This is a genomic window from Thermomonospora curvata DSM 43183, assembly GCF_000024385.1.
In the GTDB taxonomy this organism is placed as follows: Bacteria; Actinomycetota; Actinomycetes; order Streptosporangiales; family Streptosporangiaceae; genus Thermomonospora; species Thermomonospora curvata.
On record NC_013510.1, the window covers coordinates 4,045,360 to 4,064,234 of the forward strand.

General features: G+C 72.0%; 14 protein-coding genes, 2 tRNA genes and 1 pseudogene. 4 read left to right on the plus strand and 13 right to left on the minus strand.

The genetic code is table 11. The features are described 5' to 3' along the window. Positions 1-137: 137 nt before the first annotated feature. Positions 138-716 carry a TetR/AcrR family transcriptional regulator gene (locus tag TCUR_RS17375; protein WP_012853848.1) on the plus strand — a complete coding sequence of 193 codons (579 nt, stop codon included), beginning with the start codon at positions 138-140 and terminating at the stop codon, positions 714-716. Between the two features lie 245 nt (positions 717-961). Next, positions 962-3,157, plus strand: coding sequence for an MMPL family transporter (locus tag TCUR_RS17380; RefSeq protein ID WP_012853849.1), 2,196 nt, complete (start codon positions 962-964; stop codon positions 3,155-3,157). 51 nt (positions 3,158-3,208) lie between these two features. Here TCUR_RS17380 and TCUR_RS17385 read toward each other — a convergent pair whose 3' ends face one another. Then, the gene (locus tag TCUR_RS17385; RefSeq protein WP_012853850.1) at positions 3,209-4,054 is read right to left on the minus strand and encodes a universal stress protein; all 846 of its coding nucleotides are present in this window, start codon (positions 4,052-4,054) and stop codon (positions 3,209-3,211) included. Between the two features lie 162 nt (positions 4,055-4,216). Between TCUR_RS17385 and TCUR_RS17390 the strand changes: the two genes are divergently transcribed. Next, complete coding sequence (locus tag TCUR_RS17390) at positions 4,217-6,601, plus strand: glycoside hydrolase family 65 protein (RefSeq protein WP_012853851.1); 2,385 nt, start codon at positions 4,217-4,219, stop codon at positions 6,599-6,601. Positions 6,602-6,691: 90 nt separating this feature from the next. Here the strand turns inward: TCUR_RS17390 and TCUR_RS17395 are convergent, their stop codons facing one another. The 10 genes and pseudogenes from TCUR_RS17395 to TCUR_RS17445 form a co-directional block, all read right to left on the minus strand. After that, the gene (locus tag TCUR_RS17395) at positions 6,692-6,934 is read right to left on the minus strand and encodes a DUF1918 domain-containing protein (RefSeq protein WP_245536888.1); all 243 of its coding nucleotides are present in this window, start codon (positions 6,932-6,934) and stop codon (positions 6,692-6,694) included. A 32-nt stretch (positions 6,935-6,966) separates the two neighbouring features. Next, a complete protein-coding gene (locus TCUR_RS17400; RefSeq protein WP_012853853.1) occupies positions 6,967-7,830 on the minus strand; it encodes a universal stress protein in 864 nt (287 codons plus the stop codon). Positions 7,831-7,991: 161 nt separating this feature from the next. Then, positions 7,992-8,846 carry a formate dehydrogenase accessory sulfurtransferase FdhD gene (gene fdhD / locus TCUR_RS17405; RefSeq protein ID WP_012853854.1) on the minus strand — a complete coding sequence of 285 codons (855 nt, stop codon included), beginning with the start codon at positions 8,844-8,846 and terminating at the stop codon, positions 7,992-7,994. After that, positions 8,834-11,137 carry an FdhF/YdeP family oxidoreductase gene (locus TCUR_RS17410; protein WP_012853855.1) on the minus strand — a complete coding sequence of 768 codons (2,304 nt, stop codon included), beginning with the start codon at positions 11,135-11,137 and terminating at the stop codon, positions 8,834-8,836. The genes fdhD and TCUR_RS17410 overlap by 13 nt, the downstream gene beginning before the upstream one ends. Positions 11,138-11,639: 502 nt before the next feature. After that, positions 11,640-12,845: an L-2-hydroxyglutarate oxidase gene (gene lhgO / locus TCUR_RS17420; protein ID WP_012853856.1), complete on the minus strand. Its 1,206-nt coding sequence runs from the start codon at positions 12,843-12,845 to the stop codon at positions 11,640-11,642. Between the two features lie 281 nt (positions 12,846-13,126). Beyond that, positions 13,127-13,345, minus strand: a pseudogene (locus TCUR_RS28620) (aldehyde dehydrogenase family protein); the annotation flags it as partial. A gap of 326 nt (positions 13,346-13,671) precedes the next feature. Next, positions 13,672-13,744, minus strand: a tRNA-Glu gene (locus TCUR_RS17430). A 137-nt stretch (positions 13,745-13,881) separates the two neighbouring features. Next, positions 13,882-13,953 (minus strand) — tRNA-Gln (locus TCUR_RS17435). A 192-nt stretch (positions 13,954-14,145) separates the two neighbouring features. Beyond that, positions 14,146-14,910 carry a fumarylacetoacetate hydrolase family protein gene (locus TCUR_RS17440; RefSeq protein WP_012853857.1) on the minus strand — a complete coding sequence of 255 codons (765 nt, stop codon included), beginning with the start codon at positions 14,908-14,910 and terminating at the stop codon, positions 14,146-14,148. Positions 14,911-15,072: 162 nt separating this feature from the next. Next, positions 15,073-16,398, minus strand: a complete 1,326-nt coding sequence (locus tag TCUR_RS17445) for a cellulose binding domain-containing protein (RefSeq protein ID WP_041439957.1) — start codon at positions 16,396-16,398, stop codon at positions 15,073-15,075. Positions 16,399-16,547: 149 nt separating this feature from the next. Between TCUR_RS17445 and TCUR_RS17450 the strand changes: the two genes are divergently transcribed. After that, positions 16,548-16,910: an antibiotic biosynthesis monooxygenase family protein gene (locus TCUR_RS17450; RefSeq protein ID WP_012853859.1), complete on the plus strand. Its 363-nt coding sequence runs from the start codon at positions 16,548-16,550 to the stop codon at positions 16,908-16,910. Positions 16,911-16,956: 46 nt separating this feature from the next. On the opposite strand, the gene TCUR_RS17455 is transcribed toward TCUR_RS17450, so the two are convergent. Both TCUR_RS17455 and cimA read right to left on the minus strand, forming a co-directional pair. Further along, on the minus strand, positions 16,957-17,241 hold the full coding sequence (locus TCUR_RS17455; protein WP_012853860.1) for a GNAT family N-acetyltransferase: 285 nt from the start codon (positions 17,239-17,241) through the stop codon (positions 16,957-16,959). A gap of 28 nt (positions 17,242-17,269) precedes the next feature. After that, positions 17,270-18,871, minus strand: a complete 1,602-nt coding sequence (cimA, locus tag TCUR_RS17460; RefSeq protein ID WP_012853861.1) for a citramalate synthase — start codon at positions 18,869-18,871, stop codon at positions 17,270-17,272. Positions 18,872-18,875: the final 4 nt, after the last annotated feature.

Below are 18,875 nucleotides of genomic sequence, written 5' to 3' on the forward strand. Positions count from 1 at the left end.
CGGTGGCCGGGCGGAAAGAGAGACTCAGCTCACCCTTCGAAAAGCTCCGTGCGGCACCGGCCCGGCTTTTATCCTCAATGAGTACGAAACCGTTTCGTACTCATTGAGAGGGGGTCGTAACGGTAGAGTCGGTCCTTGTGGCAGAGCGTCGGACCCGACTGTCGCCGGAGCGGGAACAAGAGCTGTTCACGGCGGTGCTCGACCTGCTGCGCGAGGTCGGGTACGAGGCGCTGACGATGGACGCGATCGCGGCCCGCGCCCGCTCCAGCAAGGCCACGCTGTACCGGCAGTGGCGCGGCAAGCCGGAACTGGTGGCCAGCGCGCTGCGGCACGCCGAACCGGTGTCGATCACCCATATCGACACCGGGACCTTGGCCGGCGACCTACGGGAGCTGGCCCGGCGCCTGGGCGAGGTGGCGCTGCGCGACATGGAGCTGGTCCGGGCGCTGGGACACGCCATGCACCAGGACCCCGAGCTGCTGCAGGCGGTGCGGGCGCTGCTGGTCGAACCCGAGCTGACCGCGCTGCGCGGGATGCTGGACCGGGCGGTGCGGCGGGGCGAGCTGGCCCCGGACGTGCCGGCCGCGCAGTTCGTCCCGCACATGGTGCTGGGCGCCATGGTGGGACGGGCCCTGGTGGAGGACCGCGACGCCGACGCCGCCTACCTGGTGCGCTACATCGACGCCGCGGTGCTGCCCGCCCTCGGGCTGTCCTGACAGGCGTCCGCCCGCCGGCTCCCCCGAGCCGGCCCCCTGGCGGCCGCACAGCCGCTCCGGGCCGTGCCGCCGGCGACTGATCTTCGATCCCCTCTCCCCCGCCCGGCGGCCGGAGAACACACTCCGCGCCGTCGCGCATGCCGGTGACCGGCCGGCGTCGCCGCGCACCCGCGCCCCGCGGACGCGGCCGTTCCACCCCGTTGTGTCCCTTCCCCTGCATCGATCTCGACGGGAGTTCGTCACCGATGGCCACGTTGCTCTACCGGCTGGGCCGCTTCGCCTTCCGCAGAAGACGGCTGGTCGCCCTGGTGTGGGCGGTGCTGCTGGCGGCGGCCGCGGCCGCCGCCTTCCTGGCGCCGCCGGCGGCCTCCGGGCAGTTCTCCATCCCCGGCACCCAGGCCCAGCAGGCCTTCGACCTGCTGGACCGGCGCTTCCCCGGAAGCAACGCCGACGGCGCCACGGCCCGCGTGGTGTTCCAGGCCCGCGGTGACCGGAAGATCACCGACCCGGCGGCCCGGGCCGAAGTCCACAAGGCGCTGGCGGAGCTGCAGGCGCTGCCCAAGGTGCAGGCCGTCACCGACCCCTACCGGGCCAAGGCGATCAGCCCGGACGCCTCCATCGCCTACATCCAGGTCTCCTACCGGGTGCCGTCGATCGAGCTGAGCGAGGCCGACCGCGACGCGCTGCAGGAGGCCGTGCACAAGGCCCGCGGCGGCGGCCTGACCGTGGAGGTCGGCGGGGACGCCCTGTCGGCCGCGCCCGAGGGCGGCGCCACCGAGGCGATCGGCGTGGCGGTCGCGGCGGTGGTGCTGCTGGTGACCTTCGGGTCGCTGATCGCCGCCGGGCTGCCGCTGCTGACGGCGCTGGTGGGCATCGGGGTGGCGGTGGCGGCCGTCACCGCGCTGAGCGCCCCGCTGGAGCTGGACGACACCACCCCGATCCTGGCGACCATGATCGGGCTGGCGGTCGGCATCGACTACGCCCTGTTCATCGTCTCCCGCCACCGCGCCGAGCTGGCCGAAGGGCGCGATGCGGCGGAGGCGGCGGGCCGGGCGACCGGCACCGCCGGGTCGGCGGTGGTGTTCGCCGGGCTGACGGTCGTCATCGCGCTGGCCGGCCTGGCGGTGGTCGGCATTCCGCTGCTGACCAAGATGGGGCTGGCCGCCGCGGCCGCGGTGGTGGTCGCCGTGCTGGTCGCGCTCACCCTCATCCCCGCGCTGCTGGGATTCGCCGGCGACAAGGTGCTGCCCCGCTCCCGGCGCGCAAAGGGCGCCCGGCCCGAAGGGGACGGCCTGGGCGCCCGCTGGGCCCGCCTGGTGCTGCGCTTCCCGGTGCCGGTGCTGCTGGTCACCGTCGCCGCGCTCGGCGTGATCGCCATTCCCGCCGCCGACATGCGGCTCGGGTTGCCCGACGACGGCTCCCAGCCGGTCTCCACCACCCAGCGCAGGGCCTATGACCTGCTGTCGAAGGGTTTCGGTCCCGGCTTCAACGGCCCGCTGGTGACCGTGGTGGACGCCGCCGGCGCCAAGGACCCCCAGGGCGCCGCCGCCCGGGTCGCCCAGCAGATCAGCGGCATGCCGAACGTGGCCGCGGTGCTGCCGCCCGCCTTCAACCGGGCCGGGGACACCGCGATGATCACCGTCATCCCCGCCTCCGGCCCGGCCGACGACCGCACCGAAAAGCTGGTGCGCGCCATCCGCGGCACCGCCGCCGAGGTCAAGGCCGCCACCGGGGCGCGGGTGCTGGTCACCGGCCAGACCGCGGTGGCCATCGACATGTCGCAAAAGCTCGACGACGCGCTGATCCCCTACCTGGCGCTGGTGGTCGGGCTGGCCTTCCTGCTGCTGATCCTGGTGTTCCGCTCGCTGCTAGTCCCGCTCAAGGCGGCGCTGGGCTTCCTGCTGTCGGTGCTGGCCTCGCTGGGCGCCGTGGTGGCGGTGTTCCAGTGGGGCTGGCTGAAGGACCCGCTGGGCGTGGAGGTCACCGGCCCGGTGATGAGCATGATGCCGATCTTCCTGGTCGGCGTGGTGTTCGGGCTGGCCATGGACTATGAGGTCTTCCTGGTCACCCGGATCCGCGAGGCCTGCGTGCACGGCGAGGACGCCCGGCAGGCCGTGGTCACCGGCTTCGCCCACAGCGCCCGGGTGGTCACCGCCGCCGCCATCATCATGATCAGCGTGTTCGCCGGCTTCATCGGCTTCTCCGACCCGATGGTCAAGATGATCGGCTTTGGGCTGGCCATCGCCGTGCTCTTCGACGCCTTCGCGGTGCGCATGACCATCGTCCCGGCGGTGCTGGCCCTGCTCGGCAAGGCCGCCTGGTGGCTGCCGCGCCGGCTCGACAAGGTGCTGCCCGAGGTGGACGTGGAGGGCGAAAAGCTCAACCGTCCCGCTCCGGCCGCACCGCAGCCGCAGCGGGAGCTGCAGGTCAGCGGCGTGTGAAAGAGGCCGCTCGCGCGGGCCGTCCATGGATCATGGGCGGCCCGCCGCCGTTCAGGGATGCACCACCGCCACCGTGCAGGGCGCCATCTGCAGCATCGCCATCGCGGTCGCGCCCAGCGGCTGCAGGTTCGGGCCGCGCTCGCCGCGGGCGCCCACCACCACCATGTCGGCGCCCTTGGCCGCGCCCAGCAGCGCCCGCCGGGGCTCTTCCAGCACCAGCGAGGTGCGCGTCGCCACCTGCGGGTACTTCACCAGCCAGGGGGCGACGGCGCGCTGCAGCCGGGCGCCGCACACCTGCTCCAGCTTCTCCCGGTCGGCGAACAGCGCGATCTCGGTGCCGGCCACGCCGCCCGGCTCCCAGCACCCGGAGACCGCCTCGACCTGCCAGCCCCGCAGCGCCGCCTCCTCGAAGGCGAACTCCAGCGCGGCCTGCGACCCCGGCGAGTCGTCCACCCCGACCACCACGCGGCCGTCGGTCGGCGTGCCGGGAGCCCGGACCACCAGCACCGGGCCGCGGGCGTGGGCCGGCACCTGCAGCGCCGAGGACCCCACCGGCAGCTCCTCCCGCTCATGCGAGCCGAGCACGATGATCCCCTCGGCGCCCTCGTGCAGCAGCGCCGGCGCGGCGGGGCCGTCCACCAGGCGCCGGTGCACCTTCAGGCCGGGGGCCAGGCTCTCGGCGAGCTCGACGCCGTGCTGCAGCAGATGCCGCCCCATCCGCTTGACGATGGCCACGCCCTCGTAGTCGATGTAGCTGATCGGGTACGGCCAGCGCCAGGCGTGGCAGACCGTCAAGTCCAGCCGGCGTTTGCGGGCCTCCTCCACCGCCCATCTGATGGCCAGCTCGCTTTCCTTCGTCCCGTCGTAACCGACGAGCACCTGCGCATAGCGCCCCATCGCGCCTCCTCGGTCGTTCCCACACCTCCATGGCACCTCGCCGGGACGACCGGTACCCAGAGTCGTTGGTCCTGTGCCCGCATCTCCGTCCGGCAATCGGCCCGCGGCGATGCGAAAGACAGCCGGGCGGGGGTAGGAGGCGGGGCACGGGGGTGAGCGACGATGAGCCGCTGGCTGCTGTCCTACGACTCCTACGACCCGGCCGCCGAAGGGGTCAGGGAGGCGCTGTGCACGCTGGGCAACGGCTACTTCGCCACCCGCGGGGCGGCCCCGGAGTCGGTCGCCGACGGCGTCCACTACCCGGGCACCTATGTGGCCGGTGTCTACAACCGGCTGACCTCGCAGGTCGCCGGGCGCTCGGTGGACAACGAAGACCTGGTCAACACCCCGGACTGGACGGCGCTGACCTTCCGGATCGGCCCCGAGGGCCCCTGGTTCGACCTGGACGCCGCCCACCGCGCCGGGCACCTGCTGTCCTACCGGCAGGAGCTGGACATGCGGCGCGGGGTGCTGACCCGGATCGTCCGCCTCACCGACCCGGCCGGCCGGTGCACCCAGATCACCCAGCGCCGGCTGGTGTCGATGGACCAGCCGCACCTGGCGGCGATGGAGACCGCGGTGCTGCCGGAGAACTGGAGCGGCCCGCTGCAGGTGCGCTGCCGGCTGGACGGCCGGGTGCGCAACACGGGCGTGGCCCGCTACCGGGGGCTCAGCAACCGGCACCTGGAGGTGGATGAGATCTGCGAGCACGGCGACGTGCTGTGCCTGCGCACCACGACGGTCACCTCCCGGATCGGCGTCGCCACCGCGGTGCGGGTGCGCAGCGCCGCCGAGACCGGGCGCCGGCTGCTGCGCGAACCGCAGGCGGCGACCTGGGAGCTGTCCCTGGACGCCGTCCAGGGCACCCCCGTCACCGTGGAGAAGGTCGCCGCGATCGCCACCTCGCGCGACCATGCGATCGAAGAGTGCGCCATCGCGGCCCGGCGCTGGGCCGAGCGCGCCGGCTCGTTCGATGAGCTGCTGGAACGGCACGTGCTGGCCTGGGACCGGCTGTGGCGGCGCTGCCAGATCCGCGTGGACCACGACGACACCCAGCGGATCCTCAACCTGCACATGTTCCATCTGCTGCAGACGGTCTCCGAGCACTCGGTGGACCTGGACGTGGGCGTTCCGGCGCGGGGGCTGCACGGCGAGGCCTACCGGGGGCATGTGTTCTGGGACGAGCTGTTCATCCTGCCGTTTTTGGCCATGCGGTTCCCCGAGATCGCCCGGGCGCTGCTGATGTACCGCTGGCGCCGGCTGCCGGAGGCCCGCTGGGCGGCGCGCCGGGCGGGCCTGCGCGGCGCCTGCTACCCGTGGCAGAGCGGCAGCGACGGCACCGAGCAGACCCAGCGGCTGCACCTGAACCCCCGCTCGGGGCGGTGGCTGCCCGACCACACCCACCTGCAGCGCCACGTGGGGCTGGCCATCGCCTACAACGTGTGGCGCTTCCACGAGGCCACCGGCGACACCGAGTTCCTGGCCGAGTACGGCGCCGAGATGCTGCTGGAGATCGCCCGCTACTTCGCCGACCTGGCCGTCTACAACCGGGTCGAGGACCGCTATGAGATCCGCGGCGTCATGGGACCCGACGAATACCACGACGCCTACCCGGACCGCGACGAGCCCGGCCTGGACAACAACGCCTACACCAACGTGATGACCGCCTGGGTGCTGCGCCGGGCCCTGGAGGTGCTGGCGCTGCTGCCGCCGGAACGGGAGGCCGAGCTGCGGGAGGACCTGATGCTGACCCGCGGGGAGCTGGAGCACTTCGAGGAGGTCGCCCGCAAGCTCAAAGTGCCCTTCCACGACGGGGTGATCAGCCAGTTCGAAGGCTACGGGGAACTGGAAGAGCTCGACTGGGAGGGCTACCGGGCGCGCTATGGGGACATCCGCCGCCTGGACCGGATCCTGGAGGCCGAGGGCGACACCGTCAACCGGTACAAGGCGTCCAAACAGCCCGACGTGCTGATGCTGTGCTACCTGCTGTCGCCCGGCGAGCTCGGCTCCGTCCTCACCGGGCTCGGCGTCGACTCCGGCCCGGACCTGATCCCCCGGACGATCCGCTACTACCTGCCCCGCACCTGCGACGGGTCATCGCTGAGCGCGGTGGTGCACGCCTGGATCCTGGCCCGCACCGGCGATGCGGACTCCTGGCGGTTCTTCCAGGAGGCCCTGCACAGCGACATCGCCGACATCCAGGGCGGAACCACCGCCGAAGGCATCCACCTGGGCGCCATGGCCGGCACCGTCGATCTCGTCCAGCGCTGCTATGCGGGCATCTCCACTTGCGGCGACACCTTGTGCATCGACCCCCGCCCGCCCAAGGAGATCACCGCGCTGCGGCTGGGCCTGCGCTACCGGGGCCACTGGGGCATCGATCTGGCCTGCGACCATGAACGGCTGCGGGTGCGGGTGCGGCCCAGCGCCGCCTCCCCCATCCGGGTCGCTCATGCGGGACGCTCGGCCGTCATCGATCCCGGCGGCTGCTGGGAGGTCCCGCTGTAGGGCCCTTGCGGCCTTGGCCGGGGCGGCCCCGCAGGACCGCCCCACCGCGCGCCGGGCGCCGCAGGCCGACACCGCCCGGCGTGCGTGCTCTCACCCGTCCTCGGGATGCTCGTAGTGGACGACCCTGGCGTCCGGGCCCGGGTAGATGAGGCTGGTCCGCCCGGTGTCGGCCCAGCGGACCAGGTAGGGCGGGGTGCCGTCGGGCCCGATCACCTCGATGATCTCGCCGTCGCGGACCGGCTCGTGCAGCCCCGACCGGACGATGACGAGCCGGTCTCCGGCGGCGGCCCGCATCGTCGCTCCCCCGTGCGGCCGGTGTGCGGTCCTGTTCATCGCGTCCCCCTCACGCGTTTTCTCTTCCGCTCTCAAGAGCGCGGCCGGACGACGGCGACCGGGCAGTCGGCGTGGTGGATCACGCCGTGGCTGACCGAGCCGATCCGGATCGCGCCGAGCCCGTGGCGGTCCCGGGCCCCCACCACCACCAGGCCGGCCGTGCGGGAGGCGTCGGTCAGCGCGGCGACCGGATGGTCGTAGGCGACCTCTTCGACCACCTCGATGTCGGGGTGGCTCTTGCGCAGCGGGGCGGTCGCCCGGATCAGCGCCCAGCGGATCTCCTCTTCGGCGTCCCGCAGATTCATCGCATACCCCGTCTCGGTGACCGCCGGCGGGCGCCAGCCGTGCACGACCCGCAGCCGGGAGCCGCGCAGCGCGGCGGCGTCGAAGGCGTACTCCAGCGCCGTGCGGCACTCGCCGCCCGGATCGACCCCCACCACCACGTCCCCGCCGGTCCGGCCGGCGTCACCGCGCACGATGACCACCGGGCCGGGCACATGGCCGGCCACCCGCAGCCCGGTCGAGCCCAGCAGCAGCCGGGAGAACCCGCCCACGCCGCGGTGCCCGATGACGATCTCGAACGCCGACCTGGCCTGCTCGCTGAGCGCATAGCCCGGCGACCGCAGCACCAGCTGGGTGGTGACCTTCAGCTCCGGGTGCCGGTCGCAGGCCAGCTCGCGGGCCTCCTCCAGGATCTCCTTGCCGGCCTCCTCCAGCGCCACGGTCACCTCGGTCGGGGCCATCATCGGCGCCACGGGGACCCAGGGCTGCGCGGCGTGCACGATGTGCAGCCGCCGATGCCTTCTGGCCGCCTCGTCGGCAGCCCACTCCACAGCGCGGTCGGCGGCTTCGGAGCCGTCGGTGCCGACGACGACGGGATCGGAAAGCTTCGACATGTTCAGCTCCTGGTGTCAGCTCCTCTGACTCCAGGGTGAACCGCCGTCCCATGCCGCAGGCAGCGGCGTAGGTCACACGCCCATGGGACCTTCGGCCCCTGCCGCAATGCGCCGCGAAAACCCCGATACGCTGCACAAACGCCGGGGCGCCGGGTTTTTTTTCAGGAGACGGCCGAGGGGGCCGGGCCGCGGTGCGGCGGCAGCCGTTCGGCGCCGGTGTAGACGTTCATCGAGGAGCCGCGCAGGAAGCCGACCAGGGTCAGGCCCTGTTCCCGCGCCAGGTCCACGGCCAGGGAGGACGGCGCCGAGACCGCCGCCAGCAGCGGGATGCCCGCCATGACCGCCTTTTGCACCAGCTCGAAGGAGGCCCGGCCGCTGACCATGAGGATCGTGCCGCGCAGCGGCAGCCGCCCCGCGCGCAGCGCATGGCCGATGACCTTGTCGACGGCGTTGTGGCGTCCCACGTCCTCGCGCAGGCACAGCAGCTCGCCGTCGGGGGCGAACAGGCCGGCGGCGTGCAGGCCGCCGGTCTTGTCGAACACCCGCTGGGCGGCGCGCAGCCGCTCCGGCAGCAGGGCCAGGGTCCGGCAGGACACCCGCAGGTCGTCTGCGGTCAGGTCCCACGGCGCGGTGGTGCGCACCGCCTCCAAGCCGGCCTTGCCGCACAGGCCGCAGGAGGAGGTGGTGTAGAAGTTGCGTTCCAGCGAGGTCTCCGGCAGCGGCACGCCGGGCGCCAACGCCACGTCGACGACGTTGTAGGTGTTGGCGCCGTCGGCGGTGGCGCCCGCGCAGTAGCGGATGCCGGCGATGTCCTCTGCCGCGCGGACGACTCCCTCTGCCACCAGGAACCCGGCGGCCAGGTCGAAGTCGTCCCCGGGAGTGCGCATGGTCACCGTCAGCGCCCGGCCGCCGACGCGGATCTCCATGGGCTCCTCGACGGCCAGGGTGTCGGGGCGGTGGGAGCGCCGCTCGGCGCGGACGCGCAGCACCGGCCGCAGCGCGGTCACCCGGCCCATGACGCGCTCCGCTCCCCCGCCGGCTCCAGCCGGACCACGACGGCCTTGGAGGTGGGCGTGTTGCTGTGCTCGGCCACGCTGTCCAGGGGGACCAGGACGTTGGTCTCCGGGTAGTAGGCGGCGGCCGAGCCGCGCGGGGTCGGGTAGGGCACCGCGGTGAAGGCCGGGGCGCGGCGTTCGCCGCCGTCCTCCCACACGCTCACCAGATCGACCGTGCTTCCCTCGGCGATTCCCAGTTCGGCCAGGTCGGCGGGGTTGACCAGCACGACGCGGCGGGAGCCGCGGATGCCGCGGTAGCGGTCGTGGGAGGTGTAGGGGACGGTGTTCCACTGGTCGTGGGAACGCAGCGTCTGCAGGATCAGGTGCCCCTTGGGCGCCTTCAGCATCGTGAAGGCGTTGCAGGTGAAGACGGCCTTGCCGCTGGGGGTGCGGAAGGTGCGGCTGTTGACGGGGTTGGGCAGCCGGAACCCGCCGGGCTCGCGGACCCGGGCGTTGAAGTCTTCAAAACCGGGGATGACGCGGGCGATCCGGTCGCGGATGGTGTCGTAGTCGGCCTCGAACTCCTCCCACGGCAGGTCCGGCCGGTCGCCCAGGGTGAGGCGGGCCAGGCGGCTGATGATGGAGACCTCGCTGAGCAGCGTGCCGGAGGGGGGTTGCAGCCGTCCCCGGGAGGCGTGCACCTGGCTCATGGAGTCCTCGACCGTCACGAACTGGTCGCCGCAGGCCTGCACGTCCCGGTCGGTGCGGCCCAGCGTGGGCAGGATCAGCGCGGTCCGGCCGCAGACGGTGTGGGAGCGGTTGAGCTTGGTGGAGATCTGCACGGTCAGCCGGCAGGACCGCAGCGCCCGCTCGGTGACGCGGCTGTCGGGGGTGGCCCGCACGAAGTTGCCGCCCACCCCTATGAAGATCTTGGCGCGGCCGTCGCGCATCGCGCGGATGGCGTTGACGGTGTCCAGGCCGGGCTCGGCGGGCGGGGTGAAGCCGAACTCCCGCTCCAGCGCCTCCAGCAGCCATTTCGGCGGCTTCTCCCAGATGCCCATGGTGCGGTCGCCCTGGACGTTGCTGTGCCCGCGCACCGGGCACACCCCGGCGCCGGGACGGCCGATGTTGCCGCGCAGCAGCAGGAAGTTGACGATCTCCCGGATGGTGGGCACCCCGTGCCGGTGCTGGGTCAGCCCCATCGCCCAGCACACGATGATCCGCTCACTGGCCAGCACCCGGGCGTGCACGTCCTCGATCTGCTCGCGGCTCAGGCCGGTGGCCTCCAGCACCTGCGGCCAGGTGACCCGCCGGACGTGCGCGGCGAATTCTTCGAACCCGGTGGTGTGGGCGTCGATGAACTCCCGGTCCAGCACCGTGCCGGGGCTTTCCTCCTCGGCCCGCAGCAGCAGCATGTTGAGCGCCTGGAACAGCGCCAGGTCGCCGCCGGGCCTGATCTGCAGGAACACATCGGCGATGCGGGTGCCGCGCCCGACGATCCCGCGCACCTTCTGGGGGTGTTTGAAGCGTTTGAGGCCCGCCTCCGGCAGCGGGTTGACCGCGATCACCTGGCCGCCGCGGCGTTTGGTCTCCTCCAGCGTCGCCAGCATCCGCGGGTGGTTGGTGCCCGGGTTCTGCCCGACGACGAAGACCAGGTCGGCCCGGTGGAAGTCCTCCAGCCCGACGCTGCCCTTGCCGACGCCCAGCGTCTCGGTGAGGGCGCAGCCGCTGGACTCATGGCACATGTCGGAGCAGTCCGGCAGGTTGTTGGTGCCGAAGGCGCGGGCGAACAGCTGCAGCAGGAAGGCCGCCTCGTTGCTCAGCCGGCCGGAGGTGTAGAAGATCGCCTGGTTGGGGTCGCCCAGGGTGCGCAGCTCATCGGCCACCAACTGCAGCGCCTCGTCCCAGCCGATCGGCTCGTAGTGGTCGGAGCCGGGGCGTTTGATCATCGGTTCGGTGAGCCGGCCCTGCTGGTTGAGCCACTGGTCGGACTTGCCGTCCAGCTCCGAGACGGGGTGGCGGCGGAAGAAGTCCGCACCCACCCGGCGCGAGGTCGCCTCGTCGGTGATGTGCTTGACGCCGTTTTCGCAGTACTCGTTCTTGTGCCGGCGCGGCCCTTCGGGCCAGGCGCATCCCGGGCAGTCCAGCCCTTGGGCCTGGTTGGCGTTCAGCAGCGTCAGAGCCGTCCGCCGCACCGAGGTCTGGCCCAGGGAGTACTCCAGGGCGTGGACGACGCCGGGGAGCCCGGCCGCCCAGTCCTTGGGGGCACTGACCGAAAGCCGTTCCCGGTCCTGCTCTTCGTTCTTGCTCACCGGTCTCTCCCGTCGCGTCCACGGTCGCGGCCCGCCGCGGTGAAGGCCGCCCCTCCTCCACCGGCCGCCCAGGCCGCCCTTTGCCCCTGCTCGACCCGGCGATTCCACTCCCGCTCGGTGGCCTGCCGGCCGCCTTCATCCTGGCCCGGCCGGAGATGGAAACCTGTTTTTTAGGGATTCCCCACTCGATGAGCGGCAACCGCCGCGGCTCTTTGATAAAGCCCGCCTCGCCGTGCACGAACGCCTGGGGTGTCTCCGGCGGAGGCTGTGCTTCGGCGAGGGCCCGGGGAAGCGGACGGCGTCTCCTTCCCCGGGCCGGGAGATCCACGGGCCTGCCAGGTGCTCTCTCGCTGGGGCAGACGATGCCGGTGGTCGGCTCGTGCCCGTCCGGCGTCCCAGTGGCACAGGGAACCTGAGAGAGAAGCCGCGACAGGTTCCCTCTTCCAGGAGGGCTGCGGCGTGCCAGCGGTTATCGCATTGGCCGGCGCGTTCGCCACGGGATTCATGAGGGGTCTTTCCCGTCGAAGACGTCCACGACGTACTCGGCGATCGCCATGGACGAGGTCGCCGCCGGCGAGGGCGCGTTGCGCACCGTGGTGATCGGGCCGAGCCGGTTGATGCGGAAGTCCTCGACCAGGGAGCCGTCCCGGTCCAGGGCCTGGGCGCGCACGCCCGCAGGTCCCCGCACGACGTCCTTGGGGCCGATCGCGGGCACATACCGCTGCGCCGCCCGCATATAGGCCCGCTTGGAAAGAGAGCCGTACATTTCCTTGACACCGGTGACCCAGTGGCGGCGCGCCATGCGCCAAAAACCCGGCCACGCGGCGATCTCCCGCAGGTCCTCAAAGGAGACGTTCGAGCGGCGGTAGCCCTCACGGGCCATGGCGAGGACGGCGTTCGGGCCGACGTCCACGACGCCGTTGACCCGCCGCGTGAAATGCACGCCGAGGAAGGGGTAGCGGGGGTCGGGCACGGGGTAGATGAGCCCGCGGATCAAGTCTTTCTTCTCGTCGGAGACGATCATGTACTCGCCCCGGAACGGGACGATCTGCGGCTCGCGCTCGTCCCCGGCCAGCGCGGCGACCCTGTCGGTGTGGATGCCGGCGCAGACGATCAGCCGGTCCACTCGCACGGACCGTTCCAGCGAGCCGACCTCCAGCTTCCCGCCGGCCTCGGTGATGCGGGTGACGGGGAAGGACAGCCGCACCTCTCCCCCGGCCGCCGCGATGTCCTCGGCGAAGGACTCGGCGATGCGCACGAAGTCGGTGATCGCGGTCCGGGGCGAGTGCAGTGCGGCCAGTCCCCGGGCGTGCGGCTCGATCTCCTTGATCCCCGCGGGGCCGAGGCGCTGCAGCCCGGGCACGGCGTTGGTGTCGGCGCGCTCGTAAAGCGCGTTCATCCGGGTGACGTCTTCGGGGGTGACCGCGACGACGAGCTTGCCGACCTCCTCATACGGCAGGCCGCGCTCGGTGCAGTACTCGCGCAGCATCTCCTTGCCCCGGGTGCACAGCCTGGCTTTGAGGCTGCCCGGCTTGTAGTAGATGCCCGCGTGCACGACGCCGGAGTTGTGGCCCGTCTGGTGGGCGGACACACGGTCCTCCTTCTCCATGACGACGACCCGCGTGCCGGGCCTGCGCCGGGTGATCTCCCGGCCGATCGCCAGGCCGATGATCCCGGCCCCGACGATGCCGATGACCTCGTCAGCCATACCGCGTTCCCGTTCTGTCGATTGCCCTCGAAGGGGGTTCCTCCGGCTTCAGTAGTGAATCGTGATGGTCTTGACGCGCGTGCAGAAGCGGAGGGCTTGTGAGCCCTGTCCCTTGAACGCCGATCCGGAGTCACGGATCCCCCGAAGGATGGTGCGTGTTCCGGCCGGAGGCGGGGGCGTTGACCGCCGCCTGGCCGCACTCGGCTTCCTCGGTGAAGCGGTGGGCGGCCGACAGGTCCCGGGTGGAGATCGCCGCGGACGGAGCCGCCGGCCGCCGCGGTGGCCTGCGTCGGGTCATCGACGGGAAACACCACCGGCACCGAGCCGAACACTTCGTGCCGCCGGATGTCCATGTCCGCGGTGGCGCCGGTCAGGATCGCGGGGCTGACGCAGCAGCCATTGGCCAGGGCCGCATCCTGCGGCGTCCCCTCGCCGAGCCCGGCCCGGGCGCCCTGCTCGACGGCCTGCCCGGTGGCGCGGCGTTCTGGGACGAGCCCCACACCGGCATGCAACAGAGCCGGTCTCCGTCCAAGTCGAACCGGCGGTCCCCAATTCGTGGATCTCCGACCTTGATGGGGTGCACGCCGGCCATCAGGTAGGGCGCCCCCTCACAGCCCGACCAGGCCGGTGACACCGGCGATCTCCCCTTCGGTAAGGGAGATCTGCAGTTCTCGCTGCGTCCCGCCGCCGCGGATGTGCGTCCTGGTGGCGATGGACCGCCGGACGGTCTGTTGGGAACCCGCTCGTTCTCAGGGGACGCGGGGTGAATCTCTCTGGAAAACAACTACCGCAGGCCGGATATGCCAATCCAACCTGCGGTCTGCCGTACCCCCGAGCGGATTCGAACCGCCGTTACCGCCTTGAGAGGGCGGCGTCCTAGGCCACTAGACGACGGGGGCCTGCCTTGTTTTCGCCTTTGCGGTTTCCCGCTCGGGCCGGGTCCAGCTTACCGGACCTTTTCCCATTACTCGAATCGGTTCTTCAGATCCGTTCGGGGTCTGGGAGCGGGTCTGCCGGCCGGGGCCGGGTGACCCAGCTGGGGTACCAGGACTCGAACCTAGACTAACTGAACCAGAATCAGTCGTGCTGCCAATTACACCATACCCCAGTGGCGTATCGGGACTCCGGGAGTCCCGCTCGCGCATGGATGAGCTTACCGGACTCTGGGAGCGGCTACCAAAACGATTGCCGCCCGGCGGGGAGAGAATCCGGGGAAAGCCGCCCGCCGTCCCGTCGCGCCGGCGGGGACGGGCCGGTGCGGGGCGTCCCGCCGGCGGCAGGACGCCGGCCGCGAAAGCCGTCAGTCGCGGGCGGCGACGCGGTTGGTGAGGGTGCCGATCGACTCGATGGTCACCGACACCTCGTCCCCGATCTCCAGCGGCCCCACCCCGGCCGGGGTGCCGGTCAAGATGATGTCGCCGGGCAGCAGGGTCATCACCTGGCTGACGTACTCGATCAGCGCGGGCACATCGTGCATCAGCTGCGAGGTGCGCGCCGACTGGCGGACCTCCCCGTTGACGGTGGTGGTGATGGCCAGGTCGGACGGGTCGGCCCGGGTCTCGATCCAGGGGCCGAGCGGGCAGAAGGTGTCAAAGCCCTTGGCCCGCGTCCACTGTCCGTCGCGCTGCTGCAGATCGCGGGCGGTGACGTCGTTGGCGCAGGTGTAGCCGAGGATCACCTCCGGGACCCGGGAGGCCGGCACCTCCCGGCACATCCGGCCGATCACCACGGCCAGCTCCCCTTCGTAGTCCACCCGCTGGGTGAGCTTTTGCGGGTAGGCGATGGCCTCGCCGGGACCGATCACGGCGGTGGACGGCTTGGAGAAGATCACCGGTTCGGCCGGCGGCTCACTGCCCATCTCCCGGGCGTGCTCGGCGTAGTTCTTGCCGATCGCCACCACCTTGCTGGGCAGGATCGGCGCCAGCAGCCGCACCTTCTCAAGCGGGAACCGAGCCCCGGTGAACCGTATCTCCCCGAACGGATGAGCGGCGATGGCGGCGACGGTGTCGCCTTCGACCACGCCGAAGGCCACCTCGTCACCGATGGAGAACCTTGCGATACGCAACCTGTCGCCCCGTAGTTCAAAGCGCGGACATCAACACTGGGAAGCCTAGTCATCTGTTCTGACGGGCTTTCGCTCAGTGCCGCGCATCTTCCGTCGCCCGGCCTCCGCCATGGGAGCTCACCGAAGCCCTTTCACCGGTGCCGCGGGGCCTTGCGGCCGCTTTCACTCCAGGCCGCACTCGCGGTCGTTGAAGCGGCATTTCCTCGGCTCGACCGGGCTGCCGGCGGCGCCGAAGCGGACCTCCCAGGTGCCGCCCGGCGGGATCTGCGGAGCGCCGTCCAGGCTGCGGATCTGCACGCGGTCGCCGCCGCGCACCAGCTCACCGCCCCAGACGTGCTTGACGTCGGCGCCGGGCGTCTCGAAGGTGATCGTCCACTCCCGCATGGGCTCGGCACCGTGGTTGGTGATGATCAGCAGTCCCTCGTAGTAGCCGGGATCGTGCTGGACGAGCTGGTAGGTCAGCCCTTTGCCGCGCAGCACCGGGCCGATGGGGTCGCGAGGCGGCGGCGTGGGGTCGGCCGGCGCCCGCCCGGGGGCCGGCGCGCCGTCCTGCGGTGACGCCCCGGGCGCCGGGGCGTCCTGCGCCGGTGCGGGGACGCCGGAGCCGCCCGCTCCCGGTGGCGCCTCTCCCGCCGGCGCGCCGGTCCCTCCGGACCCGTCCTCACCGGGCGCGCTGGAGGCGCCGCCGGCCGGGGGCTTGGCGGTGGTCGCCTCGCCGTCCTTCCCGCCGCGCATCAGGGTGAGCGCCGACACCCCGGCGACCACGGCGAAGAGCAGCACCAGGGCCGCCGCCACGGCCAGCGGTGCCCGTGAGCCGCGCCGGCCGCCCGCGGGCGGCCGCTGCGCGCCGGGGGCGTTCACCGGCCTCGCCGAGGCGACGGGGCGGTCGGGAAGCGGAAGCACGGCGGGGGCCGTATCGGTCGCCGGGGCCTGCGCGTCCGGCGCGGGGGAAGCCTGTTCATGGGAGGCGATGGGCGGCGGCAACGGCCGGGCACCGGTGGAATCCGGTGCATCCGGCTGCGGCTCCGGGCGGGAGGCGTCCGCGCGGTCGGGCACGGTGGCACCGGGAGGCACGGCCGCCGCGGCGAGCGGGCTGAGTGAGGCCGTGGCGGCCGGTTCCGCGGGCCGTTCCGAGGGCTGGGGCGCAGCCGCCTCCCGGCGGGCGTCCTCGCTGCCGAACAGCTCGGTCCACTCTCCCTGTCCGGCCTCCGCATTGCGTTCCCCGGAATCGCCTGGGAGGTCATGGCGCGCAGGCGCCCAGGGGTCCTGCGGATCCCGCACCGTCGCATCCGGCGCGGCGCCGCCGGCCCGCGGGCCGGGCGGGTCTGCGAGGGTCTGCTCCGCCTCGTCCCGGCCATCGGGGAGCCCGTGGTCGGCCACGGTGTCCTCGGCCTGGCCGGGATGTCCGGCCGGCGGCTTGCCGGGCAGCGGGATCTCCACGGTCGTCTCGTGGTCGGGCGGGACGTAGCCCGGTTCGTCGGTGCTCAACTCCGTCACCTTCCACACGGCCCTGCACGTTCGACCAATCCGACGACGGCCGCGCCCGACGGGTTCGTCCCACTCAATGATCAATCCCCGGCCAACGCCCGATTCGTCCCTGGGTAGGGTCGATTCCGACTGCATGGAAGGAGATCACGATGTCGGTCGTGAAGATCAATGTGCTGACCGTCAGCGAGGAGATGCGCAGCGAGCTGGAGCGCCGGTTCAGCGGCCGGGCGGGGCTGGTGGAGTCGGCCGACGGCTTTGAGCACTTCGAGCTGCTGCGGCCGGTGGACGGGACCGACCGTTACTTGGTGTACACGCGTTGGCGCAGCGAGGAAGATTTCAAGAAGTGGACCGAGAGCCAGGCGTTCCAGCGGGGGCACGCCGAGGCCGCCAAGGACGCCGAGGCCGCGGGGCACGGCCACGGCCACGGGCACGGCGGCCCTGCGGCCTCGAACGCGGAACTGTGGAGCTTTGAGGTCATCCAGAGCGCCGAGCCCAAGCCCAAGGAGGGCTGAGCCGCACCCCGACGCAGCCGCCCAAGGGAAAGGCCGCGGATCCGGATCAGTCCGTGGCCACCAGGTCCCGGTACTCGGGGTGCCGCCTGATGTAGCCCTTGATGAACGGGCACAAAGGCACCACCCGCACGCCCTTGGAGCGCAACTCGTCCAGGACGCCGCGGGCCAGGGCGCTGCCGACGCCCTGGCCCTCATACTCCTCGGCCACCTCGGTATGGATGAGGGCGACCGCGCCGCCGCGCGGCTGATACCGGACGAACCCGGCGAGGCGGCCGGCTATGTGGATCTCGTAGCGGCTCGCGGCGGGGTTGTCACTGACCCGTGTGCTCATACGGGTGTCAGTGCCCGGCGGCGGCCTTTCATTCCCCGGTGCGGCCGGCGGTGTCGGCTTCGTAGCCGGCCCGCAGCAGCCCGTAGGTGACCGCGTCCTCCATGGCCTGCCAGGACGCGGCGATCACGTTCTGGTCCACGCCGACGGTGCTCCAGGTGGCCTCGCCGTCGCTGGTCTCCTGCAGCACCCGCGTCACCGCGCCGGTGCCGCGGCCGCCCAGCTCCAGGATGCGGACCTTGTAGTCGGTCAGCTCCATGCGGGCCAGCTCGGGGAACAGCCGCTCCAGGGCGGTGCGCAGCGCCCGGTCCAGGGCGTTGACCGGGCCGTTGCCCTCGCCGGTGCACACGATGCGCTCGCCCTTGGCGTGCAGCTTGACGGTGGCCTCGCTGATCACCTCGCCGTCGGGGCGCTGCTCGACGATCACCCGCCAGGACTCCACGTCGAAGTGCCGGGTGCGCTCGCCGTTCAGCTCCTCCCGCAGCAGCAGCTCGAAGGAGGCGTCGGCGGCCTCGAAGGTGTAGCCCTGGGCCTCCAGGTCCTTGACCTTGTCAACGACTTTGCGGGCCTTCTCCCCCGACAGGTCATAGCCCAGCTCACGGCCCTTGAGCTCCACCGAGGCGCGCCCGGCCATGCTGGAGACCAGCATCCGCATGTCGTTGCCGACCTGGGCCGGGTCGATGTGCTGGTAGAGGTCGGGGTCGACCTTGACGGCCGAGGCGTGCAGCCCGGCCTTGTGCGCGAACGCCGACACGCCCACATACGGCTGCTGCGGGCTGGGCGCCACGTTGGTGACCTCGGAGATGGCGTGCGCGATGCGGGTCATCTCCGCCAGCTGCTCGTCGGTCACCAGCCGCATGCCCCGCTTGAGCTGCAGGTTCCCGATGACGGTGAAGAGGTTGGCGTTGCCGCTGCGCTCACCGTAGCCGTTGGCGCAGCCCTGGATGTGAGTGGCGCCGGCCTTGACGGCGGCCAGGGTGTTGGCGACCGCGCAGCCGGAGTCGTCGTGGCAGTGGATGCCCACCCGGGCCCCGGCGCCGACCACCTCGTGCACCACCTCGGCCAGCTCATCGGGCAGCATCCCGCCGTTGGTGTCGCAGAGCGCGACCACGTCCGCGCCGGCCTCGGCGGCGGTCAGCACGACCTCCATCGCATAGGCCCGGTTGGCCTTGAACCCGTCGAAGAAGTGCTCGGCGTCCACGAAGACGCGCCGGCCCTCCGCCCGCAGGTGGGAGACCGTGTCGCGGATCATCGCGAGGTTCTCCTCCAGCGTGGTGCGGAGGGCCAGCTCCACGTGCCGGTCGTGGCTTTTGGCCACCAGCGTCACCACCGGCGCCTCCGATTCGCGCAGGGCGGCCACCAGGGGGTCGTCGGCGGCCTTCAGGCCGGGCCGGCGGGTCGCGCCGAACGCGGCCAGCTGCGCGTTCTTCAGGTTCAGCTCGGTGCGGGCGCGCCGGAAGAACTCGGTGTCCTTGGGGTTGGCACCGGGCCAGCCGCCTTCGATGAAGCCGACGCCCAGCTCGTCGAGGTGGCGCGCGACCGCCAGCTTGTCGGCCACAGAGAGGTTCAGGCCCTCCTGCTGAGCGCCGTCTCGCAAAGTGGTGTCGTAGACGTGGAACCCGTCGCCGTACATCAAG